At 52.2% G+C, this 18,189-nt stretch carries 17 protein-coding genes; 15 read left to right on the forward strand and 2 right to left on the reverse strand.

The features are described 5' to 3' along the window. Positions 1-175: 175 nt before the first annotated feature. The 15 genes from rpsB (at position 176) to lpxB (ending at position 15,337) form a co-directional block, all read left to right on the forward strand. Positions 176-1,294 carry a 30S ribosomal protein S2 gene (gene rpsB / locus ACN0IC_RS05350; RefSeq protein WP_416877734.1) on the forward strand — a complete coding sequence of 373 codons (1,119 nt, stop codon included), beginning with the start codon at positions 176-178 and terminating at the stop codon, positions 1,292-1,294. Between the two features lie 109 nt (positions 1,295-1,403). Further along, positions 1,404-2,327, forward strand: a complete 924-nt coding sequence (tsf, locus tag ACN0IC_RS05355; RefSeq protein ID WP_416877735.1) for a translation elongation factor Ts — start codon at positions 1,404-1,406, stop codon at positions 2,325-2,327. A 211-nt stretch (positions 2,328-2,538) separates the two neighbouring features. Beyond that, on the forward strand, positions 2,539-3,255 hold the full coding sequence (gene pyrH, locus ACN0IC_RS05360) for a UMP kinase (RefSeq protein ID WP_416877736.1): 717 nt from the start codon (positions 2,539-2,541) through the stop codon (positions 3,253-3,255). Positions 3,256-3,313: 58 nt separating this feature from the next. Beyond that, positions 3,314-3,871, forward strand: a complete 558-nt coding sequence (gene frr / locus ACN0IC_RS05365; RefSeq protein WP_416877737.1) for a ribosome recycling factor — start codon at positions 3,314-3,316, stop codon at positions 3,869-3,871. A gap of 9 nt (positions 3,872-3,880) precedes the next feature. Next, complete coding sequence (locus tag ACN0IC_RS05370) at positions 3,881-4,603, forward strand: isoprenyl transferase (protein WP_416877738.1); 723 nt, start codon at positions 3,881-3,883, stop codon at positions 4,601-4,603. A 3-nt stretch (positions 4,604-4,606) separates the two neighbouring features. After that, positions 4,607-5,446, forward strand: a complete 840-nt coding sequence (locus tag ACN0IC_RS05375) for a phosphatidate cytidylyltransferase (protein ID WP_416877739.1) — start codon at positions 4,607-4,609, stop codon at positions 5,444-5,446. Between the two features lie 16 nt (positions 5,447-5,462). Further along, positions 5,463-6,623, forward strand: a complete 1,161-nt coding sequence (dxr, locus tag ACN0IC_RS05380; RefSeq protein ID WP_416877853.1) for a 1-deoxy-D-xylulose-5-phosphate reductoisomerase — start codon at positions 5,463-5,465, stop codon at positions 6,621-6,623. Between the two features lie 92 nt (positions 6,624-6,715). Further along, positions 6,716-7,912 carry a M50 family metallopeptidase gene (locus ACN0IC_RS05385; RefSeq protein ID WP_416877740.1) on the forward strand — a complete coding sequence of 399 codons (1,197 nt, stop codon included), beginning with the start codon at positions 6,716-6,718 and terminating at the stop codon, positions 7,910-7,912. 12 nt (positions 7,913-7,924) lie between these two features. Continuing rightward, on the forward strand, positions 7,925-10,462 hold the full coding sequence (gene bamA / locus ACN0IC_RS05390) for an outer membrane protein assembly factor BamA (protein ID WP_416877741.1): 2,538 nt from the start codon (positions 7,925-7,927) through the stop codon (positions 10,460-10,462). A gap of 2 nt (positions 10,463-10,464) precedes the next feature. Beyond that, positions 10,465-11,037 carry an OmpH family outer membrane protein gene (locus ACN0IC_RS05395; RefSeq protein ID WP_416877742.1) on the forward strand — a complete coding sequence of 191 codons (573 nt, stop codon included), beginning with the start codon at positions 10,465-10,467 and terminating at the stop codon, positions 11,035-11,037. Positions 11,038-11,091: 54 nt separating this feature from the next. Then, positions 11,092-12,093: a UDP-3-O-(3-hydroxymyristoyl)glucosamine N-acyltransferase gene (gene lpxD, locus ACN0IC_RS05400; protein ID WP_416877743.1), complete on the forward strand. Its 1,002-nt coding sequence runs from the start codon at positions 11,092-11,094 to the stop codon at positions 12,091-12,093. Continuing rightward, the gene (gene fabZ / locus ACN0IC_RS05405; RefSeq protein ID WP_416877744.1) at positions 12,090-12,557 is read left to right on the forward strand and encodes a 3-hydroxyacyl-ACP dehydratase FabZ; all 468 of its coding nucleotides are present in this window, start codon (positions 12,090-12,092) and stop codon (positions 12,555-12,557) included. Before lpxD ends, fabZ begins: the two co-directional genes overlap by 4 nt. Positions 12,558-12,569: 12 nt before the next feature. Next, positions 12,570-13,367 (forward strand): acyl-ACP--UDP-N-acetylglucosamine O-acyltransferase, encoded by a 798-nt coding sequence (gene lpxA, locus ACN0IC_RS05410; protein WP_416877745.1) that lies wholly within the window; start codon positions 12,570-12,572, stop codon positions 13,365-13,367. Between the two features lies 1 nt (position 13,368). Further along, entirely contained in the window at positions 13,369-14,199 is an 831-nt protein-coding gene (locus tag ACN0IC_RS05415) for an LpxI family protein (RefSeq protein ID WP_416877746.1), read from the forward strand. Continuing rightward, positions 14,192-15,337: a lipid-A-disaccharide synthase gene (gene lpxB / locus ACN0IC_RS05420; protein WP_416877747.1), complete on the forward strand. Its 1,146-nt coding sequence runs from the start codon at positions 14,192-14,194 to the stop codon at positions 15,335-15,337. The genes ACN0IC_RS05415 and lpxB overlap by 8 nt, the downstream gene beginning before the upstream one ends. A 21-nt stretch (positions 15,338-15,358) precedes the next feature. Here the strand turns inward: lpxB and ACN0IC_RS05425 are convergent, their stop codons facing one another. Next, positions 15,359-16,660, reverse strand: coding sequence for a citrate synthase (locus ACN0IC_RS05425; RefSeq protein ID WP_416877748.1), 1,302 nt, complete (start codon positions 16,658-16,660; stop codon positions 15,359-15,361). A 57-nt stretch (positions 16,661-16,717) separates the two neighbouring features. Continuing rightward, positions 16,718-18,133 (reverse strand): glutamate--tRNA ligase, encoded by a 1,416-nt coding sequence (gltX, locus tag ACN0IC_RS05430; RefSeq protein ID WP_416877749.1) that lies wholly within the window; start codon positions 18,131-18,133, stop codon positions 16,718-16,720. Between the last annotated feature and the right edge of the window lie 56 nt (positions 18,134-18,189).

An 18,189-nucleotide genomic window follows, 5' to 3' on the forward strand; every position in this document is an offset into this window, starting at 1 on the left:
AGCGACAGGCTGAATTATCCTCTTGCATCCCTGTGCATTTGCGCTATGCCGCCCCCACTAATTCGCATGCAGGTGCGGGCGTCCGGCATATAGTCTTTCGTCCATTCCGGTGAGCGGCTCCATGGTGGGGCCACTTCACACCCTGCATATGGTCAACCGGAACAAGGAGATATCCATGGCCCTACCTGAATTTTCAATGCGTCAATTGCTCGAAGCTGGCGTTCACTTTGGTCACCAGACACATCGCTGGAACCCTAAAATGGCCCCGTATATTTTCGGCGCCCGCTCAAACATCCATATTATGGACCTGTCCCAGACGGTTCCTCTTTTGCACCAGGCTTTGAAAGAAGTCCGCGATGTCGCCGCCAAAGGCGGCCGGGTGCTTTTTGTCGGCACGAAGCGCGCGGCCTCCGGGCCGGTTGCAGCCGCCGCAAAACGCTCCGCTCAATATTACGTCAATCACCGCTGGCTCGGCGGTATGCTGACAAACTGGCAGACCGTTACGAAATCCATCTCCCGTTTGAAAGAGCTAGAAGCCATGCTCGGCGATCTTGGCGAAGATGCGGATACAGGTCTGACCAAGAAGGAAAACCTCAAGCTGACCCGCGAGATGGAAAAGCTCGAAAAAGCGCTTGGCGGTATTAAAGATATGGGCGGCAAGCCCGACCTGATGTTCGTTATTGATACGAACAAGGAAGGCATTGCAATTCTGGAAGCCCGCCGTTTGGGTATTCCGGTTGTCGCCATTCTCGATTCCAACTCAGACCCTGAGTCAGCAGACATGCCTATCCCGGGTAATGATGATGCGGCCCGTGCGATTCAGCTTTACTGCGAACTCGTTGCTGACGCTGTTCTCGATGGCATGACCGAAGCTGCGGCTTCTGTCGGGGCTGATCTCGGCGCTTCTGAAAATCCGGAAGAGCTCGCATTGAACATGGAAGCGGCCAAGGAAGAAACTCCGGCGCCTAAAAAAGAAGCCGCGGCGCCTAAAGAGGAAGCCGCAAAAGAAGCCCCTCCGTCTCCGGCGCAGGAAGCGACAACAGCTCAGCCAGCTACGCCGGAACAGGAAGCCGACGTGAAACCTGACCTGAGCGATGTGGCTGATATTGACGGCATTGGCCCGAAATACAAAAAAGTGCTTGAGGAAGCCGGCATTACATCTGTTCAGATCATGTCAGAATTGACTGAAAAGCAGATCGAAGAGCTGGAAGAAGCTCATGACCTTGGCGGTAAATTGGCTGCGGGTGACTGGGTCGAGCAAGCCAAAGCTATGGTTTCAGGTAAAAAGTCCTAAGCTTCACTTTTGAAATTTAGGGGCGGTCACTCCGCCCCTTCCATTTTTCATTTCGCGCCCCAAATAGGGGCCGAACCTTTTTATTGATTGACCCATAAGGAGACCTCCCATGGCACAGATTACAGCCGCAATGGTGAAAAGCCTGCGTGATCAAACTTCCGCCGGTATGATGGATTGTAAAAAAGCATTGAATGAAACTGACGGTGACCTCGAAGCAGCCGCTGATTGGCTTCGGACAAAAGGTATTGCCAAAGCCGATAAAAAAGCCGGCCGCATTGCAGCAGAAGGCCTGGTCGCGGTTGCGCTTGCGCCGAAAATAGGCGCCGTTGTTGAAGTTAACTCTGAAACAGACTTTGTCGCGCGGAACGAAGCGTTCCAAAGCGCTGTTTCCGAGATCGCTGATCTGGCGGTAACCGTTGATAGCACAGAAGAATTGGCCGCCGCGAAAACTGCTTCCGGCGAAAACGTCAAAGATCATTTGACGACGCTTGTCGGTAAGATCGGCGAGAATATGTCTCTCCGCCGTATGGCACGCCTCACTGTCTCAGAAGGCGCCGTGGCCGGGTATATTCATAATTCTGTTACTGAAGGCATGGGCAAGATTGGCGTTTTGGTGGCGCTGGAGTCTGCTGGGGATGTCGCAAAACTCGAAGAGCTGGGTAAAAAAATCGCCATGCATATCGCCGCGACAAACCCGCTCGCTCTGACAGTTGATGATCTGGATCAGGATCTGGTCGCCAAAGAGCGTGAAATGCTCAAAGCCGAAGCCCTTGAGTCCGGCAAGCCCGAATCCATCGTGGATAAAATGGTCGAGGGCCGTATGGTCAAATTCTTCAAGGAATCTGTCCTGATGACACAAATCTTTGTTATGGACGGAGAGCGTTCCATAGAGCAGGTGATTGCTGATGAATCCAAAGCTCTTGGCTCAGACATCACGATGACCGGCTATGTCCGTATGGGCGTCGGCGACGGTATCGAAAAGAAAGAAGAAGACTTCGCCGCAGAAGTCGCAGCAGCTGTTAAAGGCGCGTAACACCCAAAAAAGCTTTCAGGAGCTTTAATGTGAAACGACGAAATCAAATGGTTTCGGGTAAGATTATTAAACCGCGTCTCAATCGAGGCGCGGTTTTTTATTTATCTGATATCTCTCCGTCCAAAACAAACAAACACCACTGGCATGACGCGTCTCAACCGTTATAACGCTTGAAACTGAGTCACTTCGGATTTGGGTAAACAGGCTGACCATGACGACTTATAATTATAAACGCGTTCTTTTGAAACTTTCCGGAGAAGCCCTGATGGGCGATCAGGAGTACGGAATCGATACCAAAATGACCGCTCGCATCGCCAAAGAAGTAGCCGAAGCCCATGCGAAGGGGTTGCAAATTGCTTTGGTCATCGGGGCCGGCAATATCTTTCGGGGCTTAAGCGCCGCCGCCGGCGGCATTGAACGCTCTACCGCTGACCATATGGGAATGCTCGCGACGGTGATGAATTCTCTGGCGATGCAAAGCGCGCTGGAGCAACAAGGCGTCGACACACGCGTTCAATCGGCCATTCCGATGCAGACAGTGTGCGAGCCCTATATCCGCCGCCGCGCGGTGCGTCATATGGAAAAGGGGCGGGTGGTCATTTTCGCCGCCGGAACCGGTAATCCCTATTTTACGACGGATACGGCGGCCGCTCTTCGGGCCGCGGAAATGCGCTGCGGTGCGCTCTTAAAAGGCACTCAGGTCGACGGCGTCTATGACAGCGATCCAAAAAAGAACCCTGACGCGAAACGGTATGACACGCTGACGTATCAGAAAGTCCTGACCGACGACCTGAAAGTCATGGACGCGGCGGCTGTGACCTTGATGAGAGAGAATGACATCCCCATTATCGTGTTTTCATTGCATGAACAGGGCGGATTTGACAAAGTCATGTCAGGCGAGGGGACCTGCACCATAATTAAAACGTGATCCGGTCTTAAAAAGGCCGGGAGGCTGCGGTAAAGAAAGTAGAATTTGGAGATGCCCTATGGCTGATTTTAAAGTGGCGGAGTACCGCAAAAGAATGGACGGCGCGCTCGCCGCGCTGAAAAGTGAATTTGGTGGGTTGAGAACAGGCCGCGCCAATGCCGGACTACTCGACGGCATTCATGTGAACGCTTACGGCTCGGAAGTGCCGCTCAACCAGGTCGGCTCTGTGAGCGTCCCGGAAGCTCGGATGCTGATGGTCAGCGTCTGGGACAAAACCATGGTGGCCGCCGTAGAAAAGGCCCTGCGCCAAAGCACGCTCGGCCTGAACCCGATTACGGATGGCCAGACATTGCGCATTCCGATGCCGCCCCTGACCGAAGAGCGCCGCCGGGATTTGGCAAAAGTGGCCGGAACCTATTCCGAAAATGCGAAAATTGCGGTTCGAAATGTTCGCCGCGACGCCATGGATACTCTGAAAAAAATGGAAAAGGACTCCGAAATTTCCGAGGACGAGCATAAAGCGCACAGCAATGATGTGCAAAAGGCCACAGACGCCGTTATCGCCGATATCGAAAAGGCGCTTGAGCATAAATCCAAAGAGATCATGCAGGTCTAAAGTTTGGGAGTGTCGTCAACATATCCTGATCGATTTCCCGCTCATATTGCTATTATCATGGACGGGAATGGGCGCTGGGCGCAGGCCCGGCACCGTCCGCGTGTTTTTGGACATCAGGCCGGTGTCAAAACTGTGCGCCGTATTGTCGAAGATGCCTCTGAAATGGGTGTTAAGTGTCTGACTCTCTATAGTTTTTCGACAGAAAACTGGTCGCGGCCCAAAGCAGAAATCGCAGCGCTTTTCAGCCTGTTGCGCGAATATGTCGAACAGGATTTGCAAACCTTGCATGAGCGGGGAGTCAAGATACGCATTCTGGGGTCAAAAGAGGGCCTGAAGCCGGACTTGGTGACTCTCATTAATCGCGTGCAGACGACCACAGCAGATAATACCGATTTTCAGCTTAACATCGCTTTTAACTATGGCGGGCGGGACGAATTGCTCCGGGCGACAAAGCGGGCTATCGCCGCGGAACATACGGAAGAGAGCCTGACCTCTGAAGTTCTTGAGTCGTTTCTCGACACAGCAGGACTGCCGGATCCGGATCTGGTTATTCGCACAAGCGGCGAGATGCGGATCAGTAACTTCCTCCTATGGCAGGCCGCTTATGCGGAGTTTGTTTTCACGGATGTTCTCTGGCCTGACTTTAGCAGAGCCGATCTGGAAGCAGCCATTTCCGATTTTCAGCGCCGGGATCGCCGTTTCGGCAATTTATCGGCCTCGGAAGTTGCCTAGATCATGAACGCTTCTCTTCTTCCCGAATCCAAAAAAACTTGGAAAAATCTCGGGATACGTGTCACCTCTGCTATTGTTCTGGCTCTGATCTGTATGGCGCCATTCTATTTTGGGGGATGGCTTTGGGCTGTCTTGGCCGCCCTTTTCACGGTTCGGGTCAGCTATGAATGGGTAAGAATGTCTGACGCGGCCGCTACGCGTCTATCCTATATTTTGCCGATAGTTGGAATTGTAATCAGCTCTATTTATGCGGTTCAGTCTCTTTGGCTTTATGCCGGATTTGCCGTCATCATAACGGCCTGGATCTGCGCGGCGGAGCGAATGCGCCGTCATGGCGGGGCGCATTGGGCCGGGCTTGGACTGCTTTACATTTTAATTCCTTGCCTCACGATTATCGGCCTGAGAGGCAATGCGGTTGGGTTTGATACAAGCGGATTTAAAACCCTGTTCTTCATAATCGCGGTTGTTGTGTCGGCGGATGTCGGGGCCTATTTCGGCGGAAGCTATTTCAAGGGGCCAAAGCTCTCTCCGAAACTTTCACCCAATAAAACCTGGTCAGGCTTTTTCAGCGGGCTTATCCTCGCGACCCTGATCGGAGCAGTGGTGACCTTCTTTAAGACAGGTAATTTCTTCCTGGGTTTATTCATGGCGATTCCTGTCGTGCTATTATCGGTTGGGGGAGATTTATTCGAGAGCGGGCTAAAGCGCCGTTTGCAGGTCAAAGATACCGGAGAGCTACTGCCGGGGCATGGCGGGTTGCTTGACCGTCTGGATAGTTTGATGGCGGCGAGCGTTGGCTTTGCTCTGATTGTCTTGATTTTTCCGTCAATCTGGCCGGTTTAGGGCTGTGACTAAACGCATGTCGGTATTGGGGTCCACGGGATCTATCGGGGAAAATACACTTGATATTGTCGCCCGATCTCACCCCGGCACCTATAAGATTGTGGCGCTCACGGCCTGCCGCTCTGCGCAGAAACTTGCCGAGCAGGCGATCAAGTTTGACGCGGAATTTGTGGCTCTTGCAGATGAAAACCAAGGTCATATCCTGAAATCCGCCCTCGCGGGCACAAATATCAAATTTGGATTAGGTGTTGAGGCTCTTACAGAAGCCGCCTCAATGGAGGCTGATTTCACCATGGCAGCCATAATGGGTGCGGCAGGGCTCGAACCGACTCTCGCCGCCGTGCGGCAAGGCCGGCATATTGGGCTGGCTAATAAGGAATGCCTTGTCTGTGCAGGCGATCATTTCATGTCGGAAGTAAAAAAATACGGCGCCACGCTTCTGCCGGTAGATAGTGAACATAATGCTATTTTTCAGGTTCTGGAGAGCGATACCAAAGGGGTGAAGCGTCTAATTCTGACGGCGAGTGGGGGGCCGTTTCGGGAGCTATCACGAGACGCTCTGATATCTGTTACATGTGAAGACGCTCTGGCGCACCCTGTTTGGGATATGGGCGCGAAAATTAGCATCGATTCCGCCAGTCTGATGAATAAGGGCCTCGAGCTGATCGAAGCGAGCTATCTATTCAACCGGCCATCCTCTGATATTGATGTCATTGTTCACCCGCAGTCTATCATCCATTCCATGGTGGAATATATTGACGGCTCTGTTCTGGCGCAGCTGGGCTCTCCGGATATGCGCACGCCGATCGCCTATGCCATGGGCTGGCCCGCCCGCATTTCGGCCCCGGTGGAAAGACTGGACTTCGCAAGGCTCAGTGGATTGACGTTTTTTGAACCTGACCTGGAAACGTTTCCGGCCCTCAGACTCGCTCGGGAGGCTCTGGAAACAGGGGGGAAGGCCCCCAATACCCTCAACGCGGCCAATGAAATAGCGGTGGAGGCCTTTCTGTCAAAAAAGATTGGATTTTTGGACATTTCCCAGACAGTTGAGCGAACTTTGTCTTCTCTCAGCCGTGAGTCCAGTTTTAACAAATCGGACGCGACAATTGATGAAATTCTCGCCACAGATGCGAACGCTCGCCGCACTGCACATGAGCAGATTGTAAACTTGTTATAGGCTGAAAAAACAGGCAAACCCTGCGCCAGAGTTATCGTCGCTGCGCGAATGCGCAGAGCGCGGCATTTTAAGAAGGGGATCAATGGCACATCATGCTCTCAGGCTTGATTGATATCGCTATTTTTCTGAGCAGTTTCCTCATCGTCTTGTCCTTTCTCGTCTTTTTTCACGAGCTGGGCCATTACAGTGTGGGGCGCTTTTTCGGGATTGCTGTGGACAGGTTTTCCATCGGCTTCGGAAAGCCGATTGCCAAATGGAAAGCAAAAAGCGGTACGGAGTGGGTTTTTGCCCGCATCCCTCTGGGCGGTTATGTCAAATTCAGCGGGGACGCCTCCGGCGCCAGTAACCCGGACGCCGAAGCCTTGGCCGCGATGAAAGAAAAAGCGGAACGTGAAGGCGGACCAGGTGTCGAGAATATCTTTCATTTCCGCCCCGTCTGGCAACGCGCCTTGGTTGTTTTAGCTGGCCCAATGGCAAATTTCCTTCTCGCCGTGATAATATTTGCCGGCATCGGTTTTACTTATGGGAGCTATGATCGGGCGTCCTTGGTCGGAAGTGTGCAGGAAGGGAGCCCTGCGGAGCAGGCCGGAATTCAAGAAGGCGACAAAATACTTACGATGGATGGTCGGGATGCGTCCACATTTACCAAGCTTTCGCGCTACGTTGTTCTTCGGAGTGAGACTGAGATAGAGACCCGTATCGAACGAAACGGCGAAGTGATTGACCTTACAGTCGCCCCTCAACGAATTGAAGATCGTGATTTTGTCGGCGGAAAGTCTTCGTCAGGTAAAATTGGCGTTTTGATAAACGCCCAGGAGGCCGACCTCATACACCTTGAATATGGGCCGCTGGAGTCTCTCGGATTCGGCGTTTCCAAAGTCGGGGAAACCCTTTCCATGACAGGGACTTATGTCAGCCGTATCTTTCAGGGCAAGGAAGACGGCAAACAATTGGGCAGCGTTGTCAAAATCGCCGCCATCACCGGAAAATCTGCAGTTGACGCCGCAAATGCAGATAAGCCCTTTGGAGAGCGCATGCAGGACCTTTTCCTGCGAATGGTGCAGCTTGCGGCGGCAATTTCTATCGGTCTGGGTGTAGCAAATTTAATGCCTATTCCCGTGCTCGACGGTGGACATTTGGTATACTACGCTTATGAAGCCGTAGCGGGTCGTCCGCTTAGTCAAAAAAAACAGGAGTATGGGTTCCGGATAGGCTTTGCAGTTTTGCTTACACTCTTCGTCATCCTTACGATCAACGATATCGGCTACGTCAGTAGTTTCTTTTCCTAAATGGACGTGTTCATGCTTTCACTTGCGAGACATCGCCAAACAGATTTAACGCTTATATCCCAATTCCGGGTGCTACAGGCTCTTCTTTTTGCATTTGTGCTGGTCTTCAGCGTACCCGCCTTTGCGCAGCAGGCTGCGCCTGAAGCGCCTGTAGAGTCAGAAGCGCCTCAAGCTCCGACAGTCATAAAATCTATTCAAGTTTCGGGAAATCAGCGGGTAGAAGCCAATACGGTCGCGTCATATCTTTTGTTTGCGCCGGGCGATCCCTATAGCGAATCACGTATCGATACGTCCTTGAAGACGCTCTATGCCACGGGGCTTTTCGCGGATGTCGCGATTGACCCGCGTGACGGCAATATTTTGATCCAGGTCATTGAAAACCCGATTATCAACCGCGTCATTTTTGAGGGGAATAAATCCCTGAAGACGGACAAAATTACGGACGAAGTTGAGGCAGAGCCCCGTTCGATTTTTACGCGCTCTCGCGTTCAGGAAGACGTTCAGCGTATTATCGAACTTTACCGTCAATCCGGTCGTTTCGCGGCGACCGTTTCGCCAAAAGTGGTTCAACAGCCTCAAAACCGTGTTGATCTGATTTTTGAGATCACCGAAGGCCCCGTGACCGGCGTGAAGCGTATCAACTTTATCGGAAACGCAGAATATTCTGACCGCGACCTGAGAAAACAAATCGCAACCGCCGAATCGCGTTGGTATAAATTCTTCAGCTCCAATGATAATTACGATCCGGGCCGACTTGAATATGACCGGGAACAATTGCGGACCTATTACACGAATCGCGGCTTTGCCGATTTTCGCGTTGTGTCTGCTGTGGCGGAGCTGACGCCGGATCAGGAAGACTTCTATATTACCTTCACAGTGGATGAGGGCGAAGAGTATCGCTGGGGCGATATCTCCGTGGAAACACAGTTGGACGAATTGGACCCAACCTTTTTAGAGCGCTTAATTCAGATCAAACCAGGCGATATTTATAACGCCAGCCAGGTGGAAACCGCGATTGATACGCTGAACTTTGCAGCCGGCACCACTGGCTACGCCTTTGTGGATATTCAACCGGATATTCGCCGTAACCGGGAAACCAAGACAGTCGACCTAGTCTTCAACGTTGTTGAAGGACCACGCGTTTATATCGGGCGTATTGATATTGTCGGGAATACGACGACTCTGGATTATGTTATTCGCCGCGAGCTGGAATTGGTTGAAGGCGACGCCTTTAACAGAATTCTACTGGATCGCTCCCGCAATCGCGTCCGGGCGCTTCGATTCTTTGAAGAGGTGGAAATTACCGAGACGCAAGGCAGTTCACCGGATCGCGCTGTCGTAGAAGTGAAAGTTAAAGAACAGCCGACAGGCGAACTTAGCTTCTCGGCCGGCTTCTCTTCCGCAGATGCCTTCTTGGTCGACTTGTCAATCACGCAGCGTAACCTCCGCGGCCGCGGACAGTTGCTGCGTTTCGTCATTCGAGCGTCTTCAAACCGTCAGGAAATCGATCTTCGTTTCACCGAACCGCGTTTCTTAGGGCGGAATTTGGCAGCCAGTGTGCAGCTTTTTGATGTAACCATCGACTTTTTGGAAGAGGCGGGTTTCCGTCAGTCCAGAACCGGTGGACAGATTTCACTCGGCTTTCCGTTGACGGAATATACGTCTCTAACGCCTCGTTATTCTTTGCGGCAAGAGGATATTGAATTTCCTCAGCAAAATCAGTGCGCGGCCCTGAACGCTTCCAATCAGGCGGGCGGCGTGCGTCCCCAGGACCTCCAATTGCTTTCATTGTGTGAGCAGGCGGGCGGGCGGCTCTCCTCAATTTTCGGCTATTCATTCTCTTGGGATAGACGGAATGACCCAATTACACCTACAGGTGGTTTTGATGTTAGCTTCAGTCAGGATTTGGCCGGCGTTGGCGGAGATGTGAAATATCTTCGGACCGATGTTCGCGCCAATTTCTATAAAGGCCTCTACAAAAATGTGATCGCCAGCGCGACATTGGCTGGCGGCTATATTCGCGGCTGGGGCGGAGATGATGTCACTATTAATGATCGTTACTTTAAGGGTAACTTTGACTTCCGCGGCTATGACAATGCCGGTATCGGTCCAAGACTGGCTGAGGTTGACGGAGAGACCGGACAAGTGACCCGTCGTCTTAATGCTCTTGGGGGCAATGCGTTCGGCCTGGCTTCAGCCGAGGTGAGTTTTCCGGTTGGCGTACCCAATTTGTTGGGTAGTCTATTCGTAGAAGCCGGAACCGTGGGTCTGTTGGATGACAGTTTCAAATCTGATTTTGTCTCCGCCAGTAACACGCCCGGCATTGAAGTCGGAGATGCCTGTGGCGGAGTTACGGATGATGGGAATGATGCGACGTTTGTCACATGTCAACGCAGCATTGATGACCTCTCTATTCGTGCCATGCTCGGCGCGTCTATTTTCTGGGAAAGTCCGTTCGGTCCGATCCGTTTTGACTTTACCAAACCACTTCGACAGTTTGACTACGATGATCGTAAGTCATTTCAGTTCACAACCCGTACAAGGTTCTAATTATGTTTAAAAAATTCTCCCGTGCCTCCGCACTTGGCTTATTTGCCCTGGTGTCCATGAGTTCCTCAGCTTTTGCTCAAACTATTCTGGTCGTTGACTCCCAAAAAGTGATCAGCGAGTCCAAAGTCGGCAAATATGTGGCCTCACAAATCAACTCGATTGAGTCTACGGCTGCGACAGAAGTTAAAGGCAAACAAGCTGTTGTTCAGAACAAAGCCAAGTCCCTCAACTCACAGTTCGAAGGTAAAAATCAGGAAGAACTGCTGAAAGACCCAACGTTCAAGACTCAGTATCAACAGCTCCAGCAGGATCAGCAGAAATTCAAGGCAGAATACGCCAAGATTAATGAGGAAATGCAGATTACGCGTCAAAAAGCGATTATACCTGTTATGAAAAAATTCTCGGAAATCGTAAACTCTGTTGGCGCAGAACGTAACGCCGATGCAGTTGTAGATATCAACACAGCGCTATATGTGAGCCCGACAGCCGACATTACGCAAACAGTTCTGACCAAACTGGACCAACAAATGACTACAACACCTGTTGTTAGAGAGCGTTTGCCCAATAAACAGTAACAGGCCGCTCATTATAAATTTGTGAAACGGGGCCAGATTGCGCTAACACAGAGTATGTTTGACCCGCGTTTTTACAGTTTAAAAGGCCCGCTCACTCTGGCGTCTCTAATTGAGGGGCTGGAAGTATCGGTTGAGCCGAACTTCTTCGATGAAGAAATTAAAGCCCCGTCCGCTTTGGCAACTGCCGAGGTCGGGGCTTTGTCATTTCTACAGGATAAACGCCGTAAATCCGATCTCGACGGATCAAAGGCGACAGCTTGCCTTGTTACGGAACGACTGGCCCCGGCTGTTAGCGAACAGAAGATTATCCCCATTATCAGTGCGTCGCCCCGCGCCCATTTTGCCCGTATGTGCGAGAAGCTTGTCACTGCAGAGACCCATAAAACAGAACAGACTATCTCATCCGAGGCAGAGGTTCATCCAACAGCTATCATTGGTCCGGGCGTTCATCTGGCCAAAGGCGTTAAAATCGGCCCCTTCTCTGTCCTGCATCACGGCGTAAGCGTCGGAGAGAACACCGAAATCGGATCGCATGTGACTTTGTCATTCTGCGAAATCGGTGAAAACTGCCGTATCAAAGCCGGAGCGGTGATCGGCGGGGCAGGCTTCGGCGTGGCTAATGACGAGCGCGGCTTTATCAATATTCCGCATCTCGGCATAGTGCGTCTCGGCGACAGGGTCAGTGTCGGCTCCCAGACCTGTATCGACCGGGGGCAGCTCGAGGATACCGTTCTGGGGAATGACGTCAAAGTCGATAATCTAGTTCAAATTGCTCATAATGTTAAAATCGGTGACGGATCCATGTTGGCTGGTCATGTCGGCATTTCGGGGTCTTGCATCGTCGGCAAGAATGTCCAGATGGGCGGCAATGTCGGCCTGGCAGACCATCTGACCATTGGCGATAATGTCATGATCGCCGCCAGAGCCGGAGTTATGCACGACATTCCGGACGGGGAAGCCTGGAGCGGAATTCCCGCCATGCCAATCCGAGAGCATATGCGCGTGATTAACGCGACGCGAAAACTCGCCCAAAGACCGAAAAAGGATGCATCATGAGCAGCCTGCCCAAAATAAAATTTCCGCTGAATCGGGACGATGTTAGACATTATCTCCCCCATAGAGACCCGATGCTTTTTATCGACCGCGTGGTAGAGGCCGACGAAACTTCCATTCGGGCTGAATCCTTTATCAAGCCGGACGCCCCGTTTTTCAAAGGCCATTTTCCGGATTTGCCTATCCTCCCGGGCGTTTTGATTATTGAGACTGTCGCTCAGGCTGGCGCCCTGATTGTTTCGCTGAGTTCGGGTTTGGAAGAGGGGAGCTTTATTGCTTTTTCCGGTGTGGAGCAGGCAAAGTTCAGGCGTCCGGTTTATCCTGAAGAGACTCTCTCAATTGCGGCGCGAATCGACCGCCATCGTCGTGGATTTTATAAATTCTCGGGCGAAGCCTATGTTGGAGACGCCCTGGCCGCGCAGTTGCAATTTTCCGCAACTCAAATGGTCTTTGACCAAAATGACTGATAAGGCTTAGTCATGACTTCTCAAATTCATCCGTCTTCTATTGTCAGCCCCAAAGCCAAGCTGGGAAAGAACGTATCGATTGGCCCGTTCTGTATTGTTGAAGACAATGTGACCTTGGGGGACAATACAAAACTCATCAGCCATGTCAGCCTGACAGGGACAACGACTTTGGGACAAGACTGCGTTCTTTATCCCTATGTCTCCATGGGGCATCCGCCCCAGGATTTCAAACATAAGGGCGGCGCTGTTTCTATTATGGTGGGGGACCGCTGTACCTTTCGGGAAAATGCAAATGTTCATCCCGGTACGGATGCGGGGAATCCGGTTACTCGCATAGGGAATGATTGCTATTTCATGGTCGGGACCCACTTGGCGCATGAAGGCCAGATGGGCAATAATTGCGTCATCTCCAACGGCGTTCAGATTGGCGGAAATGTGACCATTGGCAATCATGTCATTATGGGCGGTTTGTCGGCAGTGCACCAAAATACGCGGATCGGGGATCACGCCTTTGTTGGCGGCATGGCCTTGGTTACGCTGGATGTCATTCCCTATGGCTCTGTCATTGGAAATTCCGCCCATCTGGCCGGGCTCAATGTGGTAGGACTCAAACGCCGGGGATTTTCAAGAGACGTCATCCGCGACTTACGCTCTGCCTACCGGCTTTTATTTGCCGAGGAAGGCACCTTTGCAGAACGGCTGGAAGATGCCGAGGAGACTTATTCTGAACATCAGCTCGTCATGGATATCGTAACATTTATCCGGGATCAGGAAAAACGGCGTATTTGCATGCCGCATACGGGCTGGTGATATGAGGCTGGGCCTGATTGCAGGGGGCGGTGACCTTCCGAAACATGTCGCTTATGCGGCGGGTGAGGAACTGGGCCGGGTCATTGTCCTGAAAGGTTTCGGAGATTCTGCAGACTTTGAACACTCCGACACTCTGGCCCTGGGTCAAATGGGCAAAATTTTCAAAACACTCAAAGCTTCTGAGTGCACTCATGTCTGCTTTGCCGGCTATGTGGATCGCCCAGACTTCAAAGATATCAAACCGGATCTCAGAGCGCTTTTCATGATGCCGCGCGCCATGAAGGCTGCGACGGACGGAGATGATGCGCTTCTCCGACACGTTTTAGGGCTTTTCGAAAAAGAAGGCTTTCAGATTATTTCGCCGCAAGAAGTCTGTGTAGACTTGCTTTTGGAAGAGGGCGCTCTCGGCGCCATCAAACTCCCTCAGTCTCACCGGGAAGACGCTCTGGCCGCTTGCCATATAGCCCAAGCCATTGGCGCGCTGGATATCGGGCAGGGCGCTGTCGTCTCGCGCGGCGTCACACTCGCCGTTGAAGCTCAAGAAGGAACAGACGCCATGCTTCAGCGGGTTGCCAGCCTTCCGCAGGCTTTGCGCGGGGCTGAAGGCAACCGGCGGGGCGTCTTGGCGAAGATGATAAAACCCAAACAGGATCAACGCGTCGATCTTCCCGTCATAGGATTGGCAACGGTGGAAAATGCCGCCGCGGCGGGTTTGGCGGGCATCGTCGCCGAAGCCGGACGCGCTTTTGTCCTGGATGAAGACTCCGTTATTGAGGCAGCCAATCGACACGGCCTATTCGTGCTTGGACTCCCGCCTTCAGAAAATGGCTGAGCTATTCATAGTCGCAGCTGAACGCTCCGGCGATGAGCTGGGCGCGGCGCTGATACGCGACCTAAAAATTTTTGATGAGTCCATTTCAATTGAAGGAATTGGGGGCGAGTCTATGGCGCTCGCCGGGACGCCTTCTCTGATGGATATAACAGGGCTCAATATATTGGGATTTGTGGAGGCCCTTAAAAACTATTCCCTGGTGCGGCGGAAAGTCCGGGAATGTGTCGATATCATTCTTCAGACATCTCCTGACGCTGTCATCCTGATCGATAGCTGGGGGTTTATGGTGCGCGTTGCCCAGCGGTTGAAAGCCGCTGGCTTTAAAGGCAAAGTAATGAAATATGTCGCGCCGCAGGTTTGGGCGATGCGCTCCGGACGTTCAAAGACACTTGCGCAGTCTGTTGATTTACTTCTTAGCATTCAGCCCATGGACGCTCCCTATTTCGAACAGCACGGGCTGGAGACAATTTATGTGGGTAATCCGGTTTTTGATGCGGATTTTTCCAAATCTCAAGGGGCGGCTGTTGAAATGAAACACGATCTTCAAAACCGGCCTCTCTTATCTGTCTGGTTTGGCAGCCGACCCTCGGAAATTGCAACGCTTGCCGAAGACTTCAAAAAGACGGTTTTATCACTCAAACAGACGTTCCCGGATTTAGTGGTTTGCATACCGGTTGTCGAAACCATCAAGGCTCAATTAGAGCCAAATCTTGCGGAGCTAGAACCTCTGAAAGATGTTCATATTGTCGGCGAAACTGACAAGTTGGCGGTGATGGCGGCTTCGACGGCTGCCTTGGCCTGCTCGGGGACTGTGACTTCGCAATTGGCTGGATTTGGCGTGCCGACCGTGGTGGCTTACCGGGTCAACACAATAACCTATTTTCTCGCGAAGCGGATTTTTAGGCCCGACCATATTTCGATCGTGAACATCGCCGCAGATCGAGAATTAATGCCGGAGTTCATACAGGATGACGTCAGCCCGCCCATATTGGCGAAGGCTGTCTCGCAATATCTGGACAGCGCCAAAGCGCGGGATTTTGCCTCTCAAGCCCTTTTAGCGCAGACCCGGTTGATGGGGGCTGGCACCGGACAAAAGGCCAGCGAAAAGGCCGCTCAGGCAATCCTGGCGGCCTTATAAATCATAGTAATTTAGGGCGGCTTAGCGCTTGTCGATAGGGACGTAGTCGCGAGGCGTTGCGCCGGAATAAAGCTGACGCGGACGACCAATACGCTGGCTTGGGTCTTCGAGCATTTCGTTCCACTGAGAAATCCAGCCGACAGTCCGGGCCAGGGCAAAGAGAACCGTAAACATGGAAGTCGGGAAGCCGAGCGCCGAGAGAACGATACCAGAGTAGAAATCAACATTCGGGTAGAGCTTCTTCTCGACGAAATATTCGTCTTCGAGAGCTATTTTTTCAAGCTCCATAGCGACGTCGAGAATTGGGTTTTGCAGGTCGAGTTCTTCAAGGACTTCGTGAGCCACTTTCTGCATCACGCGGGAGCGCGGGTCGAAGTTTTTATAAACGCGGTGACCAAAGCCCATAAGACGGAAGGGGTCCGATTTGTCTTTCGCGCGGGCGATATATTCCGGAATTTTGTCAACGGTGCCGATTTCCTGAAGCATATTCAAGCAAGCTTCGTTTGCCCCGCCATGGGACGGGCCCCAGAGACAGGCAATACCCGCCGCGATACAGGCATAAGGATTGGCGCCCGAAGAGCCCGCCAGACGGACGGTAGAGGTGGACGCGTTTTGCTCATGATCAGCGTGAAGGATGAAAATCTTGTCCATAGCTCGGGCAATGGTCGGACTGATTTTATATTTCTCAGCTGGAACAGAGAAACACATATTCAGGAAGTTTTCGGCGTAGGACAGAGAGTTGTCGGGATAAACCGTCGGCTGGCCGATGGAATATTTGTAGGAACGGGCGGCAATCGTCGGGATTTTAGCGATCAGGCGGTGAATCGCCATATCGCGCGCGGCGTCGACTGTGGTGTGCGTATCGTCATGATAAAAGCCGGAGAGAGCGCCGACTGTGCCGCACATCATCGCCATTGGGTGAGCGTCGCGGCGGAAGCCATGGAAGAAGCTTTCAATCTGATCATGGAGCATTGTGTGCTGCGTGATCGTGCTTGTGAATTTCTTGTGTTGGTCTTTATTCGGCAATTCGCCATTGATCAAAAGATAGGCGACTTCGAGGAAAGAAGAGTTTTCTGCGAGGCTCTCAATATCGTAACCGCGATAAAGAAGCTGACCCTCTTGGCCGTTGATAAAAGTGATTTGGCTCTCTGTGGAGCAAGTGGAGGTATAGCCCGGGTCGAAAGTAAAGTGGCCGGTTTTTTTGTGGAGGGCTCTGACATCGATGCCCGGGGCACCCATGGAGCCCTTCATAATGGGAAGGTCATAGGATTTGCCATCAATTGTAATGTTGGCCGTGCCTGTATTGGTAATTTTATTTTCCATTTTTCTCTCTACCTTTTTATTCAATTATGCGATTCAAATTATTTTCAGAACTCTCGATCAATCATCCGACAGGGCGCTCAGGCAATCAGAAAGGCGCCCCACGCATTCCTCTTTACCCAGCAGCGCCATCACGACCGATAAATCAGGTGATGGTTTTCCGCCCGTCAAGGCGGCGCGCACCGGTTGACCAATACGGCCGAAACCAATGTCGTTTTCGGTCGCGATGTCCGTTAAATGCTGCTGAAGCGTTTCTGCAGCCCACGCGCTGTCTTCTACCCCTTTGAGCCGTAAAGTCAAAGCCGCTAAGAGCTGTAAAGCGCCTTCGCGCTCGAGTGGTTTAGCTGTCTTGCCCTCCAAAGTGAGCGGGCGCTCCGCCAAGAGGTAATCTGCTTGAACGATAAGTTCTTTCAAGGTCTTAGCGCGGGGTTTTAACGTCGGGATAGCGGCTCTGAAGCGTTTCAGCTTTTCTTCTGTCTTATCGACTTCGTTCATAAAGGGCAGGGCGTCAGTAAACAGCTCTGACTCATCGGCCTGCGCAATATGCTGTGAATTGATGTAATCCATTTTGTCGAAATCAAGACGCGCCGGAGAGGCGTTTATGCCGTCCAGAGTGAAGACCTTGGCAATATCCTCGTCTGTAAAGAACAGTTCGTCATCGCCATGCGCCCAGCCAAGCTTGACCAGATAATTGCGCAGGCCTGAGGGTAAGTAACCCATATCGCGGTAGGCTTCGACGCCCAGAGCGCCGTGGCGCTTGGAAAGTTTCTTCCCATCTGGTCCGTGAATTAGTGGGACATGGGTCCATTCCGGTACATCCCAGCCCAACGCTTTGTAAATCTGCTGCTGCCGCGCGGCATTGATAAGGTGATCATCGCCTCGAATAACGTGGGTCACGCCCATATCGTGGTCATCCACAATCACGGCGAGCATATAGGTCGGCGTGCCGTCCGCGCGCATGAGGACAAGGTCATCAAACTCGTTATTGTCCCAGGTGATTTCGCCCTGAACATGATCCGTAAGGTGCGTTTCTCCGTCCGGTACGCGAAAGCGAATGGCTCCGGCGTCGCTGTTTTTATCCCGGTAAGGCGAGCGGAAGCTGTTTCCAGCGTTGCGGCATTTTTCGCGTTCGGCCTCCAGCTCGTCTCCTGTCAGAGGACAACGATAGGCATGTCCGTTTTCAAGCAAGGACTTTGCGGCTTTGGCGTGATCCTCGGCGCGGCGGCTCTGATAGATTATTTCGCCGTCATAGGACAGGCCGAGCCAGTCCAAACCGTCGAGGATGGCTTGCGTTGCTTCGTCAGTCGAACGGGCCTTGTCGGTGTCTTCAATGCGGAGATGAAACTCTGCCTTTTGACCGTTCAGTTTGGCATGTTTGGCAAAATAATAATTAAAAAGGGCGGTTCTGGCTCCGCCGATATGGAGAAACCCCGTTGGGGAGGGCGCGAAACGGGTAATTATTTTTTTTGTCGTCATATGGGCATCCGGCCTTTAAAAAAGGGATGTGTTGCGGGGTCTATTTCATACCGAGC

The sequence above is a fragment of the Litorimonas sp. genome (assembly GCA_029936425.1).
GTDB lineage: Bacteria > Pseudomonadota > Alphaproteobacteria > Caulobacterales > Maricaulaceae > Litorimonas.